Origin of the sequence: Silvimonas sp., from assembly GCF_031291215.1 — a bacterium.
In the GTDB taxonomy this organism is placed as follows: domain Bacteria; phylum Pseudomonadota; class Gammaproteobacteria; order Burkholderiales; family Chitinibacteraceae; genus Silvimonas; species Silvimonas soli.
Window position 1 is genome coordinate 617,962 of record NZ_JARLJK010000054.1, and the last position, 14,630, is coordinate 632,591.

The following is a 14,630-nucleotide window of genomic DNA, read 5'->3' on the forward strand; positions in this document are numbered from 1 at the left end:
GGCCGCATGATGCGACCCGTTCAGGCTTGTGGCAATGACCACGCCTGTTACCAGCTACTCGCCCAGATAAGCGTGCTGGATACTCTCGTTGGCCAGCAGATTCTGTGCGGTGTCAGCCAGGGTGATCTTGCCCGATTCCATGACATAGCCACGATTGGCGGTTTGCAGCGCGAGCTTGGCGTTTTGCTCCACCAGCAGCATGGTTACCCCTTCGGCCGCGATCATGCGGATGATCTCGAAAATCTTCTGCACGATGATCGGTGCCAAACCCATCGAGGGCTCATCCAGCAACAGCAATTTGGGGCGGCTCATGATGGCGCGGCCCATCGCCACCATCTGTTGTTCGCCGCCAGAGAGCGTCCCGGCGAGCTGTTTCTGGCGCTCCTTCAAACGTGGGAACAGTCCGTAGACTTTCTCCAGATCAGTAGCGATCTCGGCTTTGTCGTTACGGGTATACGCGCCCATTTGCAGGTTTTCTTCGACCGTGAGCCGCGAGAAGATCCCGCGACCTTCCGGCACCATCGCCAGGCCATGTTTCACGTAGGCAAACGACGGCAGTTTGAGCGTCGGCTGGCCGTCATAAATAATCTGGCCACCCGCAGGCTTGAGCATGCCGACCAGGGTTTTGAGCGTGGTGGTTTTGCCAGCGCCGTTGGCACCAATCAGCGCCACCAGTTCGCCCTTGTTGATTTCCAGATCAATGCCTTTTACGGCCTGGATACCGCCGTAGGCCACTTTCAGGTCTTTCACTTGCAACAGCGGGGTGGTCATTCCGGGGCTACTCCAAGATAAGCTTCGATCACGCGCGGGTTGCTTTTGACTTCTGCCGGCACGCCTTCGGCGATCTTTTTACCGTAATCGAGCACGGCAATACGATCACACAGCCCCATCATCAGTTTTACATCGTGTTCGATCAGCAGCACGGTAATGCCGTCGCCACGGATTTTCTCCAGCAGCGCTTTCAATGCCACGGTTTCTTTCGGGTTCATGCCGGCGGCGGGTTCGTCCAGTGCCAGCAGGGTAGGGTTGGTGCCCAGCGCGCGGGCAATTTCCAGCCGCCGCTGATCGCCATAAGACAAGTTGCGCGCGGTTTCATCGGCGTGTTTGTCAATGCCCACATAGCGCAACAATTCTTGCGCCCGTGCTTTGATCGACGCTTCTTCCGCTCGCGTTTTCGGGCCACGGAACACCGCGCCAAACACGCCGGATTTTGTCCGTACGTGTTGACCGACCATGACGTTTTCCAGCGCGGTCATATTGGCAAACAGCCGAATATTCTGGAAGGTACGCGCAATGCCGCTTTCCACCACCACATAGGGTTTCTGGCGGAACAGATCGATCCCGTTAAAAGTGAATTTGCCTTCATCCGGTTGATACAGGCCGGTGAGTACGTTGAACAGCGTGGTTTTGCCCGCGCCATTCGGCCCGATCAGCCCGTAAATTTCGCCCTTGTTGATGGTCAGGCCCACATCGTTCAGTGCATGCAAGCCGCCAAAGCGTTTGTGAATGCCTTCAATACTCAGCAGTGTTTCAGCCATGAGCGTGCTCCGCGTCCTGTAAATCGGACTTCTCTTGTTCAGCAATTTCGGCCGTCGGGTGCAGCTCGGCGCGACGGCGGCGTGATGGCCACAAGCCTTCCGGGCGGATCAGCATGATGATGATCATGGCCAAACCGAACAGCAGCATGCGCAGGTTTTCCGGGTCGACGATGCGGCGGCCAAACAAGCCTTCCTGCAGCGGGTTGATCACATCTCGCAGGATTTCCGGCACGATCGACACCAGAATCGCCCCCAGAATCACACCGGGGATATTGCCCATGCCGCCCAGCACCACCATGCACAACACCATGATGGATTCCATCAGCACGAACGATTCCGGGCTGACAAAGCCCTGGAAGCTGGCAAACAGCGCGCCAGACACGCCACCAAACGACGCGCCCATCGCAAACGCCAGCAACTTCACATTGCGGGTGTTGATGCCCATGGCGTTGGCGGCAATTTCGTCTTCGCGAATCGCCACCCAGGCCCGGCCAATGCGCGAATGCTGCAACCGGCTGGTGACAAAGATGATCAGGCAGCAGAACGCCAGGATCAGGTAGTAGTACGAGTACACCATCTCGAAGCGCACACCGAGAAAATCAATCGGTTTGCCCAGCGTGTAGCCAAAGAAATGCACCGGATCGATATTGTTGATGCCTTGCGGGCCGTTGGTGATGTTGATCGGGCGGTCCAGGTTATTCATGAAGATCCGCACGATCTCGCCAAAACCCAGCGTCACAATCGCCAGATAATCGCCGCGCAGTTTGAGCGTTGGCGTACCCAGGATAATGCCGAACAGGCACGCCACCACGCCGCAAATCACGATCATGATCAGAAAGGGTGGATGTTGCAGCCACAGCGGCATCACTGCCTGCAACTGCGGAGAATTGAAGATGGCATACATATAGGCGCCCACCGCATAAAACGCGATATAGCCCAAGTCCAGCAGCCCGGCAAAACCCACCACAATGTTCAGACCCAGCGCCAGCATGATGTACAGCAGCGCGAAGTCCACCGCGCGTATCCACGATTTGCCGCTGGTAAAGCTGACGCCGAGTATCCACGGCAGCACCAGCAAAAACGCCACAAAAATGAACAGCGCAATTTGCCGTTGGCGGGGTGTTTTTAGAAAAGCAAAAGCCATATCCAATATCCTTGATGGCCGCGTAGGGTTTGCATGCTTTGCATGCGAACGCGTTCAATGCCGATAAATGTTTATCTTGCTGGGGCCATCGGTGCGCACAAGTGCGCACCCTACGTAAAGTTACGCGCGTTCTGCGACGCGCTCGCCCAGCAGGCCGGACGGACGGAATACCAGCACCAGGATCAGCACCAGGAAGGCAAAGATGTCCTTGTAGTTACTGCCGAGGAACCCGCCAGTAAGGTCACCCAGATAACCCGAGCCCAGACTTTCGATAATGCCAAGGGTGATACCACCCAATACCGCGCCCTGCAGATTGCCGATCCCGCCCAGCACGGCTGCGGTAAACGCTTTCAAGCCAATCAAAAAGCCCATATAAGGGTGAGCCTGATCGTAATTGGCGGCGACCATTACGCCAGCCACCGCGCCGAGCGCCGAGCCGGTGATAAAGGTCATCGAAATAATGCTGTTAATGTTCACGCCCATCAGCCCGGCGACTTCCGGGTTCTGCGCTGTAGCCCGCATGGCGCGGCCCAGCTTGGTGCGCTCGATCATGAAGAACAGCCCACCCATCAATACAATGGCCAGAATGATGATGGCCACTTGCAGATCGGTAATCGCGGCGCCGTAAAAGTCATGCACGGTTTGCGGCAGTATTTCCGGGAAAGGCCGATAACTGCGGCCCCAGATCAGGCTGGCCACTTGCTGCAGCACAATGGATACGCCAATGGCGGTAATCAACGGTGCCAGCCGCGGCGCGCGGCGCAAGGGCCGGTAGGCGATCCGTTCCACGGCAAAACCCAGCAGCATGGAAACCGGAATAGCCATCAAAAGGCCCGCCAGTAACATCAGCGGGCCCGGTAAATGAATGTTGTGACCAACCAGCACGTTAATGCAGGTAATGGTGACCATGGCGCCGAACATCACAATCTCGCCGTGAGCAAAATTGATCAGTTGCATGATGCCGTACACCATCGTGTAACCCAGCGCGATCAGGGCATAGATGCTGCCGATCACCAGGCCATTGATGATTTGTTGTAAAAAAATGTCCACGTTGTTTCATCTCCGATGACTGCTTTGGCTTGCTGGCAAAACTTACGAATGAACCTGTGGACCTGGCGCTTATGGAGCCGCTGGCGAAATGGCCGGTCCGTCGCTTGTGGCGTTGGAGTTCGGGTTTCGATGCGATCCCACGGTGGTTGCCTTCGTGAAAAGGGTGCAGTCAGTTACGAAATCAACCATAACAGTTGCTGCGGTCAACCTTACCTGTGTCAGTTTTTAGCGAACACCTGCTGCTTTCCCTTACAGTCAAGTCTTTAGTTATGCCTTTGTGACATATTCCCCGAGCCGCGCGCAAACTTGCTGCGGCGCGGTGTGGGGTGTGGTTCACAGAATTGGTGCAAGGCCGGGTTGGGCGAGGATAAACAGCAGCGGTAAGGATTGTTGGTGAGATTGCTGCTGAAAGATAACGAAGCAGGATGTGTGCCTGATACAGGGCATATCCAGGTGAACGGGGAGCGAGAGAGTTTGCTGAGCTGAACGATCCGCGCACGGCAGGGAGCGACGCCGCAATCTATGGGCACCACGCATCATCGGGTTCCTGGCTTGTGTCTGTTCAGCTTCGCCCGGCAGGTCGCTTTGCGGATCCGGCGACGGGTTTGCGCAGCCCGCAACTGCCCAACTTCATGTTAACGGCGCGGAAATCCGTTCAATAGATAGCCAGGGCGCATCGTTAATTGCGGTTGTTTGCACCAAACAAGGGCGCGACTTCAAACCCTGCAAAACAAAAAATCCGGCCAGCCGGGTAGCCATACAAACACCCACTGTTTGTATGGCACGCCGACAGCCGGATTCCTCACTTGCACGCAAACAACACTTTCAACTACGGCGTAGCCGGGGCTTTCTCGGTGTTGCTGGCCACCGGAGTGCCGCCACTGGCTTGAATCTGCCAGCCGCCACCCACCGCTTTGTACAACGCGACCCGGTCATTCAGCTCGGCCAGTTGCGCCTGTACCAGCGAGAGCCGGGCATCGAACAGATTGCGTTCGGTGTCCAGGACGTCCAGATAGCTGGAATAACCGTTGTCGTACCGCAAAGTAGCCAAGTGCAGCTGGCGGGTCAGGGCGATCACTTTCGCATTCTGTGCTTGGGTCACCTTCGCCGCCTGGTTGTTCACCACTAACGCACCACGCACGTCGCCAAAGGCGTTTTGCACAGCACCGCGATACCCGGCAAGCGCTTCACGCTCCACGGCTCGGGCTTGATCGACCTGTGCCGCCGTTAACCCACCGTTGAACAAAGGCATGGCCAGGTCGCCTGCAAACGACCAGGTCTTGGCGGCACCCGTAAACAAATTGCCAAACGCCAGGCTTTCCACCCCCGCTAAACCGGTCAGGCTCACCGTCGGGAAATACCCCGCCCGCGCTGCTTCGACCCGCGCGCGCGCCGCGATCAAACTCGCCTCGGCTTGCTGAATGTCGGGACGACGCAGTAGCAGGTCAGATGGCAAGCCAGCGGGGATCGTCGGTGGATGGCCGATCTCCTCGATCCGTTTGCCACGTGGCGGCAGCGTCTGCACGATGTCTTTGGGGCTTTGACCCAACAACACCGCCAGCGCCGATTCAGTCTGGGCAATTTCTCCGACCAGATTAGGCTCGGTGGCCTGCGCGGTATTCAACTCGGCCTCGGACTGGCGCACATCCAGTTCTGAAATCAGACCACCCTTGAAGCGCTTGGTCTGCAGGTCGTAGCTCTCAACGCGCGAATGAATGGTGTCGCGGGCAATTTGCAACTGGCCATCCAGAGCCAGCAAGTTGAAATACGTCTGCGCGACTTCTGCATCCAGCGCCAGAATCACGGCATCCTGGTTGTATTGCGCGGCCAGCAGGTCACGCCTGGCGGCCTCCGTCTGATTGGCCAGACGGCCCCACAAATCGATCTCCCAACTGGCAGAAGCGGCCACTTGGTAGTCGTTGTACGTCCCAAGCGCAAATGATGGGCCTCTATCTGAGGCTTTTTGCCGTGAACCACCCGCAGCAGCATTCAATTGCGGTAACTGCGCTGACGAGTTGATACCGACCACCGCGCGCGCCTGATCAACCCGTGCCGCGGCTTGCGCCAGGTTCTGGTTGTTCTGACGCGCCGTGGTGATCAATTGCTCCAGTAGCGGGTCACCAAACTGGTTCCACCAATGTTGGTCGATCCAGCTGTTGTCTTGCTGCATTGCGCTGTCGGCTGGCAGCTCGGAAACCGGGGTCGATTTGTCTGGCTGGAAGAAGGCGCAGCCGGGCAGGGCGGTGGCGATCAGCGCACCCAGCAGGGCAGTGCGCAAAGGTTTGGTTAACAACACGAGGGAGGGCTTATTCATGATCCACCCCATGGCTTTCGAGTGCAGGTGTGGCCGGTTCTGCCTTCTTTTTCTTGCTCCCCAAACCCATGATCAGCCGGAAGAACAGCGGAACGAAGAAGGTCGCAAGGCATGTCGCTGCCAGCATCCCGCCAATCACCCCGGTACCAATCGAGTGCCGGCTGGCCGAGCCGGCGCCCGTTGAAGTTACCAATGGCACGCAACCCAGAATGAAGGCGAGCGAGGTCATTACAATTGGCCGGAACCGTAATCGCGCGGATTCAAGCGCAGCATCCAGCAAGCTCATGCCCTCCTGATGTTTCTCTACCGCAAACTCGACAATCAAGATGGCGTTCTTCGCCGACAGGCCGATCAGCGTCACCAAGCCAATCTGGAAGTACACGTCGTTGGTCAAGCCGGTCGCCCACACCGCGATCAGTGCGCCAAACAGCCCGAACGGCACAGCTGTGATCACCGCAATCGGCAAGGTCCAGCGTTCATACTGCGCGGCCAGGATCAGGAACACCATGATGATCCCGAAGATAAACGCTTGCGCCGAGGTGCCGCCCGCCAGTTTTTCCTGGTAAGCACTACCCATCCAGGCAAGCGAATAATCGCCGCTCAGCGTTTGCGCGGCTATTTCTTCAGCCGCTGCAATGGCCTGACCGCTGGAAACACCGGGCGCTGGCGTCAGCATGACCTTACCGGCGGAAAAGACGTTGAAACGCTCAACCAGTTCTGGCCCGACAATCGGACGCACTTTGACCAGTGAACTGAGCGGAATCATCTCGCCACTAGCGGAGCGCACAAAGACGTTCCGAATGTCGTCTGGCTGCGAGCGGAAGTCTGCCTCAGACTGCAACTGCACTTTGTAAGTCCGGCCAAACAGGTTGAAGTCATTAACGTATTGCGAGCCGAAAGTCGCCGCCAAAGTGTTGAATACCTGGTTAACCGGCACACCCAGCGTCTTGGCTTTGTCGCGATCCAGATCAAAGAACATTTGCGGCACGGTGGCGCGATACGTGGTGCTGACCGTGGCAAATTCCGGCCGTTTCTTCGCTGCCTCCAGATAGGCCTGAATGGTTTGCTCAATCGCTGCCGGATCAGTGGTGCCGCGACTCTGGATATACGCCTCCAGGCCACCGGTAGTGGACATGCCGGTAATGGGAGGAGGGTTGAACGCCAACACGATGGCGTCTTTGATGCGTGCGCCAGCGAACATCACTTTGCGTGCCAGCGAGAACGAATCTTCACCTTTCCCTTCACGTTCTTTCCAGTCTTTCAGTGTCACAAAGCTGGTTGCGGCGTTGGAGCGATATGTACCCGAGATAACGTCAAAGCCACTGAAGGTAAGTGCCTCGGCGACTGATTTATCTTTCAACAGGGCGGTATCCAGCTGCTTGGTCACTGTCTCGGTGCGCGACAGCGATGCGGCATCAGGCATGATTGGTACCACCATCAGGTAGCCTTGATCTTCGTCTGGGACCAAACCGCCAGGAACCGTTTTGAACAGCACCAACAGCAGAACGATCATCGCACCAAAGATGAGGAAAGCCACGCCAACACGCCGGTTTAGAAACGCCACGCCGCCGACGTAGCTATTGGTCACCTTATCAAAGTTGCGGTTGAACCAGCGGAAGAAGCGGTTCGGCTCATGGTGGGTGGGTTTTAGAATCAGCGCGCACAATGCAGGGGTGAGCGTCAGCGCCACAATGCCGGAAATGACCACCGATACGGCGATTGTCACTGCGAACTGTTTGTACATCACGCCGGTCATGCCACCCATGAAGGCCACGGGCAAGAACACCGAGCACAGCACCAGCACAATGGCGACCACCGGGCCAGAGACCTCATCCATGGCCTTGATGGCGGCATCTTTGGGCGAGAGCTTCTCGGTGGTCATGATACGTTCGACGTTTTCGAGCACCACGATCGCGTCATCCACCACGATACCGATCGCCAGCACCATCCCGAACAAGGTTAACAAGTTGATCGAGAAACCAAACGCGGCCATCCCGGCGCAGGTACCAATCAACGACACCGGCACCGCCAGACAAGGAATCAAGGTGGCGCGGGCGTTCTGCAAGAAGATGTACACCACCACAAATACCAGCACGATGGCTTCAAATAGCGTGTGGAGCACTTCTTCAATCGAGATCTTCACAAACTTGGTGGTGTCATAAGGGATGTCGTAGCTCATCCCTTGCGGAAAGCGGCTCTTGAGCTCGTCCATCTTTTTGCGGATGGATTCAATCACCGACAACGCATTGGCACCTGGCTGCAGGTAAACCGCCATACCCACCGAAGGCTTGCCATTGTGGTTCGCCACCACGTCGTAAGCGTTGGAGCCCAGTTCGACGCGGGCAACGTCTTTGACGCGAGTTTGCGAACCGTCTGGATTGGCCCGCACGATGATGTTGCCAAACTCTTCAACGCTTTCCAGTCGGCCTTTAGCCGAAGCGGTATAGGTAAATTCTTGCGGGCTGGTTGACGGCTCCGCGCCGATTTTACCTGCGGCAAACTGCTGGTTCTGTTCCTGGATTGCGTTCAGCACATCGGCTGGCGTCAGTCCCAATTGGGCCACTTTGTCCGGGCGCAACCAAATGCGCATGGCGTAGTCGCCCGAGCCAATGATCGATACGTCACCCACACCAGACAGGCGCTTGATTTCGTCCACCACGTTCAACGTGGCGTAGTTGGACAGGAACGAGGCGTCCTGATTACCGCCTTTGGAATCGAGCGTCACAAAACCCAGAATGGACGTGGATTTCTTTTTAACGGTCAAACCCTGGCGCTGGACCTCTTGCGGTAGCTGGGCAATCGCAGCTTGCACCCGGTTGTTGACGTTAATGGTGGCCAGGTCAGGGTCTGTGCCCACTGCAAAGTACACGTTCAGGTTCATGGCGCCGTTGGAAGCGGCGGACGACTGCATGTAAAGCATGCTTTCCACACCGTTGACTTGCTGCTCGATCGGTGCGGCAACGGTTTCGGCAATAACTTGCGGAGAAGCGCCAGGGTAATTGGCACTGACTGAAACGACGGCAGGAACAATTTGCGGGTATTGCTCGATCGGCAGCGACTTCATGGCCGCAAGGCCACCCAGCACGATGATGATGGAGATAACGCTGGCAAAGACCGGCCGTTCAATAAAGAACTTCGAGAACATGACCGCTCCTTACTTGTCGGTGGAAGCGTTGGATACGGCAGCAGCAGCAGGAGCATCGGCCGCTGCAACAGCACTGGCATCCACCGGTTCAACCGGTGAGCCCGGTCGCGCCTTGAGTACACCCTCCACAACGATGCGTTCGTTGCCTTTCAATCCAGAGGCGACGATAAAGTCTGTGCCATAGGCATTGCCCAGCTGTACTACTCGTGACTCCACCACGTTCTTGTCATTGACCACCAACACCGCTTTGTCAGCCTGAATCTGTACTACGGCGCGTTGCGGAATCAGGATGGCGTTCTTGCGCATGATGCCGCCAATCAACACGCGGACAAACTGCCCCGGTAACAAGGTGCCGCTGGGGTTAGGGATGATGGCGCGGCCACTGATGGTGCCGGTGGTAGGGTCAACCTTGCTGTCAGCAAAATCGATCAGTCCGGAGTGGTCGTAAAGGGTACCGTCAGAGAGCCGAAGTTTTACCGGGTAGCGTTGGTTCTGCGGCAACACCACATCGCCGCGTTTTTCGGCCTGCTGCAAAGCGAGCTTGTCGGTTTCGGAAATCGAGAAATTGGCATACAGCGGATCAAGCTGGTCGATGGTGGTCAGCAGGCCGCCGTTGCTGGTGGCTGGTGATACCAGACTGCCTTCAGAGAAATTGATTTTGCTGGCCATGCCGCCAATGGGCGCGACCACGTTGGTGTAGCCCAAGTTGATGCGGGCTTCTTCCGATTTGGCTTTGGAAGAATCCAGATTGGCCTTGGCTGAATCATATGCAGCCATGGCGTCATCGTAATCTTTGCGGGAAACCGCGTTTTCTTTGTATAGCGGAATAATCCGGTCGCGGTCAGCGGTGGCTTTATCCAGTGCGGCCTTGGTCTGCGCTTCCACACCGAGAGCTTGATCCAGTGTGGCTTTGTAGGTGGCTGGGTCGATCTGGAACATCAATTGACCGGCTTTAACCGGCTTGCCTTCCGTGTAATCGCGCTTCAGCAAGATACCCTCAACGCGGGCGCGAACCTGAATCTGCCGGTAGCCTGCGGTCTGGCCCACTGTTTCATAGGTGGTTTCCAGCGTCCGTGGTTGCAATTGCAGCACGGTAACTTTGGGCGGCGGTTGCTTTGGCGCTTCGGCCTTTTTGTCGCAGGCGCTTAGCGCGAAAGCCAGGGTAAGGGAAACAGCAAGAGGTACAGCAAGTGGTAGAGCGCGACCGGATGACACGAAGTTTCCCCTGGCAGGGCAATGCCGGTATCTCGAAGGCTATGTGTGGTCTAAAGCCTTATGCAAGACAGGCACTGCGTAGTTTGTATGTAAGGCACTAAATACACCTCCGTTATATATAGGCCAGGGAAAACACAATTGCGCAGTGGGTCAGGGGAAATCTTGTATCGCTACGACATGGGTTGTGTTGATACAACAATTACCGGTTGATGGCTTGGGCCAGACATTCATCGGTATCGGCGTTGATCTTGTCTTGTAAAGACTGCATTGCCGCAAAATTGGAAAAGCGGATTCGGTTTTGCAATGCAGTTTTGGTAATGTCCCCGTTGCTCCAGATGGCAAAGTCTGACGTTCGCAATGGCAAGTCACTCAGTGCGGTACGCGCCGCCACGCTGCTCTGTGCCGGGTAAATGCTGAGTAGATTGATCCCTGCGGGCAAGGAGCGTAGCAGACGTCCATAGTCGTCAAACCGTTCACCTGGCTTATCGGTTGTGACGTCGAACAGCGAGCTGGCGGTGTCCGGCGTAACAATGCCCGCGCGCTGCCCATTACGATTCAGGGCCAGTTGTTTATCTAAAGGCATTTCGCTGAGCGAGGTCACCACCGGGTAGCCGGTTTGCTGTGCGAGCGACAAATACAGCCTGGTCAGCATGGGGCTGGCGCGCCAGAACGCATTGCGTGATTCCAGATGCGTAATCTTGACGCCACTTTCTTTTACCCTGGCAATCTGCGCCAGCAATTCCTGGCGAGCATCTTCTTCGGTAGCGTGCAGCGCCAGTTCTGCCGGGGTACGCCACAAATTGCCCTGACTGTTATAAAGCGACGGCACACTCTGGACGGGCAGTACCCCGCGCCAGGGTAGTTTGTCTTGCCATTCGTTGGTCAATGCCAGCGATACGCCCACGCCCAGATCACGGGCTTTGGCGCGGCGTAGTGCCATGTCTGATTCGTTTCCCACCGGCATGATTGCCAGCGTCTGGATGGTGCCCGTTTCAATCAAGCGAAAGGCCGCAGCGTCGATATCTGGCTGCATGCCAACGTCGGCCGCTTCAACAATCAATACTTTGTCCCGAGGTTTGAAGCCCAGACAACTGCTAAGCGGAGTGGCGATTGCGGTGGTGGCAAATAACAGGCCCGCGCAGAAGGGCAGAAACTGACGAACAAGCGTCCGGGATGGTGCAAACAACAAGGGCATGGCGGCGGGTCCGTTGGGGTACAACGTTGGAGCGGGTTCCTTGGCAGTGTGCGTGGCTGCGGGAACCGTCTATTTCACTTCTGTTCAACGCTTCAATGGGCAGGAGGATAACAACAACTTGCACAAGGCAGTATTTGCTGCGGGCCAAGTGTTGTGAATGGCGCAAGAGCGGACCAACGCTGCGCCGGTGGGCGGGGATTTAACTGATTTCGTCGTTTAGCGACTCGGTCGCCAATTGCCGGGCACGCCGCGCAAGGATGGCGCTGGCGGCGGCCAGCTCCAGTTGCGCCACGGCCAGTTGCATGGCTTCAGGCGCTTGTTCCAGCGCATCCAGCGCGCGCATCAGCTTGAGCATGCCAATCTGCCCGGCAATGCCTTTGGCGCTGTGGGCATGGCGGCTACGCTCGGATAACTGTTCTTGTTCAGCCAGTTCTTGCAATAGCACGCCAATGCGGTCGAGCCCGCGCTGGGCAAACGGAACGGCTTTTTCCATGCTGTAGCCAAGGGCGGCCGCGGCTTCTTCCAGTGATGCCGGAATGGCGTGCTGGGGCTTGACCAAGGTTTTTTCTACCAGCGTGCGCAGCAACTGGTCACGGGTGAAGGGTTTGGTCACCCAACCATCCACACCAGCCGCAGCCAGTTCGGTCGCATCAGGTGAATGCCCGGCGCTGACCAGATAAAACTGCCCGGCAAAGCCGAGTTTGCGCAGGCTTTGGGCCAGCCGGATGCCGTTCATGAAGGGCATGTGAAAGTCCGCGAGGATGGTGTCGATATGCGGCTGGCCGCGCCACACACCCATCGCGTCTATGCCGTCTTCAGCGCTGAGCACAGTCGCACCGGCGCGATTCAGGATTTCGCTCAGCAAATCCCGATTGAGCGGTTGGTCTTCGGCAATCATTACAGTGCGACCAGTGAGCGCGCCCTGCCAATCGGTACGGGTGCTTTCGTGGGCTGGCTGGGCCGGAGTTACCGGCACATGCACGGTAAACGTAGTGCCCTGGCCTGGCGTGCTATCCAGTTCGATATGGCCCCCCATCAAATGGGTGAAGTCACGGCAAATGGACAAGCCCAAACCGGCGCCACCGGCACGACGCCCGGCCGCAGCTTGCTCAAACGGGGTGAAGATGACTTGCGAATCCTGATTGGCAATGCCCGGTCCGGTATCAATGACTTTGGCGACCAGCCAATGGCCATTATTGCCGCGTGCCTCATGTGCCAGATGAATCGCTACTTTGCCTTCTTCAGTCAGTTTGATGGCGTTGCCAATCAGGTTGACCAGAATCTGGCGCCACTTGCCCGCATCCAAGCGGAACCAACCGTTGTCAGGTGCCACAATCTCGAAAGCCACGCCTTTGCGGGCCGCTTGCTCATGAAACAGCCCATGCAACTGGCGCACCAGTCCGGCCATCGACATCGGCGTCTCATACAGCTTGATATGGCCCGCTTCCAGCTTGCTCACGTCCAGTACGTTGCCAATCAGACTCAGCAAGTATTCGCCGCTGTCCTGAATGTGCGACAGCCACTGCGTTTGCGGCGAACTCAAATCACGTTCATCCGAGAAACGCTCGACGTACCCCAAGATGGCGGTGAGTGGGGTGCGGATTTCGTGGCTGACATGGGCCAGGAAAGTGGTTTTGGCGTGATTGGCGGTTTCGGCCTGGCTGCGGGCGGTTTCCAGTTCGGCGGTGCGCTGCGTGACCAGCGATTCCAGCCGTTCTGCTTCGGCAATCAGATGAAAGCGGTAGGCCGATTCGGCAGCTTCTTTACGTCGCCGCAGTTCGCGCACGCGCAACGCCATCGCCACGCTGAACAGCATGATTTCAATGACAATGCCGACGAAGATAAAGCGGTAACTGAACGAGTCGTGCTCAATCAAACCGTAGTCGCGCAAGCCCCAAGTTACCGTGAGCGAGACTGAATACGTGGCCCACGCCAGCAAAAATAGCTTTGCACCAGGCACGCGATTGCGGATCGCCATTACGCTGGCGGCGATGTAGATCAGAAAACCAATCCCGCCGATATTGAGGGCTTCCAGCGCAAACTGTTCCTGCCCAACCAGCGCTGCGACGCTGCTGATGCCACCAATGGCAACAATGGAGAGCAGGGCTTTATCCAGCCATGGACTAAAGCGGGAAACGTGCAGGTAATGGCGCACAAATTGCGCCGCGCAGATGAAGTAAATGCCGCTACAAAAGAACAATAGCTTGAGGCTGAAATGGCCGTTCCAGAGCAGCAGCGGCCAGACGCCCGTTGCACTGTGGAACGATATCGTCAGCATCAGCAGGTTAAGACCGTAGTACAGGAACGCTTTATCGCGGGTGGCGGCAAAGCCGGTCAATGCGCCAAAGGCCACCAGCAGCATGATGCCGATCATGCCGCCAATCATGAACATTTCATGCGAATTGGCGCGGAAAAACGGTTGCTCGCCCCAGACGCGCAAATCCGAATAAATCGGCCCGGACATATCGGCGTGCTCGTTAAACAGCACGCGCACCATGACGTCCTCGCTGACGCCAGCGGCCACTGGCTCACGAAATACCGGACGGATAGTCGCCAACGGACGGGCGTCTTCCGTCTGGCCACCGCGAAAAGCCTGGCGCTTCCAGGGCTCATTGCTGCCAGCCGGGCGCGTGTAGAGCGTGACGCTGTCAATCAGACCGTCGGTGTACTCGATATAACTGTTGAGTTTGGCCGGGGAAGGGTTGCGCAATTCAAAGCGGAACCACCAGGCATCGCGGCTATAACCACGCGAACGTTGTAGACCATGTGGCGAGGTGAACTGGCCTTGGGCAGCGGCATTGGCGGCCTGGTCAATACTGGCGTTGCGACTGGGATCGCGCCAGAGTTTCAGTTCGTGATCCAGTTCCACGCCGGGTGTATCAGGCGTGACGACGATTGCGCTGGCGGGCAACGCGGTCAGCAGCAGAGCGAACAGACACAGGGCCTGCAACAGCAAGCGTAGCGCCGCGGGCCGACGCAAATGCGTGGCGTGTGCTTGCCCTGTGGTCATCTGTGGTCTCTGAATCCTG

The 14,630-nt window shown here is 57.2% G+C and carries 9 protein-coding genes; all 9 read right to left on the bottom strand.

Going from position 1 to position 14,630, the window contains the following annotated elements; genetic code table 11:
* Positions 1-54 precede the first annotated feature (54 nt).
* Complete coding sequence (locus P4L78_RS04310) at positions 55-771, bottom strand: ABC transporter ATP-binding protein (RefSeq protein ID WP_309327068.1); 717 nt, start codon at positions 769-771, stop codon at positions 55-57.
* Positions 768-1,538: an ABC transporter ATP-binding protein gene (locus P4L78_RS04315; RefSeq protein WP_309327069.1), complete on the bottom strand. Its 771-nt coding sequence runs from the start codon at positions 1,536-1,538 to the stop codon at positions 768-770. The genes P4L78_RS04310 and P4L78_RS04315 overlap by 4 nt, the downstream gene beginning before the upstream one ends.
* Positions 1,531-2,682: an ABC transporter permease subunit gene (locus P4L78_RS04320; RefSeq protein ID WP_309327070.1), complete on the bottom strand. Its 1,152-nt coding sequence runs from the start codon at positions 2,680-2,682 to the stop codon at positions 1,531-1,533. Before P4L78_RS04320 ends, P4L78_RS04315 begins: the two co-directional genes overlap by 8 nt.
* A 120-nt stretch (positions 2,683-2,802) precedes the next feature.
* Entirely contained in the window at positions 2,803-3,732 is a 930-nt protein-coding gene (locus P4L78_RS04325) for a branched-chain amino acid ABC transporter permease (RefSeq protein WP_283148948.1), read from the bottom strand.
* An 829-nt stretch (positions 3,733-4,561) separates the two neighbouring features.
* The gene (locus P4L78_RS04330) at positions 4,562-6,046 is read right to left on the bottom strand and encodes an efflux transporter outer membrane subunit (RefSeq protein WP_283148949.1); all 1,485 of its coding nucleotides are present in this window, start codon (positions 6,044-6,046) and stop codon (positions 4,562-4,564) included.
* Entirely contained in the window at positions 6,039-9,191 is a 3,153-nt protein-coding gene (locus P4L78_RS04335) for an efflux RND transporter permease subunit (protein ID WP_283148950.1), read from the bottom strand. The genes P4L78_RS04330 and P4L78_RS04335 overlap by 8 nt, the downstream gene beginning before the upstream one ends.
* A 9-nt stretch (positions 9,192-9,200) precedes the next feature.
* The gene (locus P4L78_RS04340; RefSeq protein ID WP_283148951.1) at positions 9,201-10,406 is read right to left on the bottom strand and encodes an efflux RND transporter periplasmic adaptor subunit; all 1,206 of its coding nucleotides are present in this window, start codon (positions 10,404-10,406) and stop codon (positions 9,201-9,203) included.
* A gap of 199 nt (positions 10,407-10,605) precedes the next feature.
* Positions 10,606-11,601 (bottom strand): ChbG/HpnK family deacetylase, encoded by a 996-nt coding sequence (locus P4L78_RS04345; RefSeq protein WP_283148952.1) that lies wholly within the window; start codon positions 11,599-11,601, stop codon positions 10,606-10,608.
* 199 nt (positions 11,602-11,800) lie between these two features.
* Positions 11,801-14,611 (bottom strand): ATP-binding protein, encoded by a 2,811-nt coding sequence (locus P4L78_RS04350; protein ID WP_309327071.1) that lies wholly within the window; start codon positions 14,609-14,611, stop codon positions 11,801-11,803.
* Positions 14,612-14,630: the final 19 nt, after the last annotated feature.

Coding starts and splice junctions, on each gene's coding strand:
- P4L78_RS04330 (WP_283148949.1), bottom strand. CDS start 6,046: ATGAATAAGCCCTCCCTCGTGTTGTTAACCAAACCTTTGCGCACTGCC.
- P4L78_RS04345 (WP_283148952.1), bottom strand. CDS start 11,601: ATGCCCTTGTTGTTTGCACCATCCCGGACGCTTGTTCGTCAGTTTCTG.
- P4L78_RS04320 (WP_309327070.1), bottom strand. CDS start 2,682: ATGGCTTTTGCTTTTCTAAAAACACCCCGCCAACGGCAAATTGCGCTG.
- P4L78_RS04310 (WP_309327068.1), bottom strand. CDS start 771: ATGACCACCCCGCTGTTGCAAGTGAAAGACCTGAAAGTGGCCTACGGC.
- P4L78_RS04350 (WP_309327071.1), bottom strand. CDS start 14,611: ATGACCACAGGGCAAGCACACGCCACGCATTTGCGTCGGCCCGCGGCG.
- P4L78_RS04315 (WP_309327069.1), bottom strand. CDS start 1,538: ATGGCTGAAACACTGCTGAGTATTGAAGGCATTCACAAACGCTTTGGC.
- P4L78_RS04335 (WP_283148950.1), bottom strand. CDS start 9,191: ATGTTCTCGAAGTTCTTTATTGAACGGCCGGTCTTTGCCAGCGTTATC.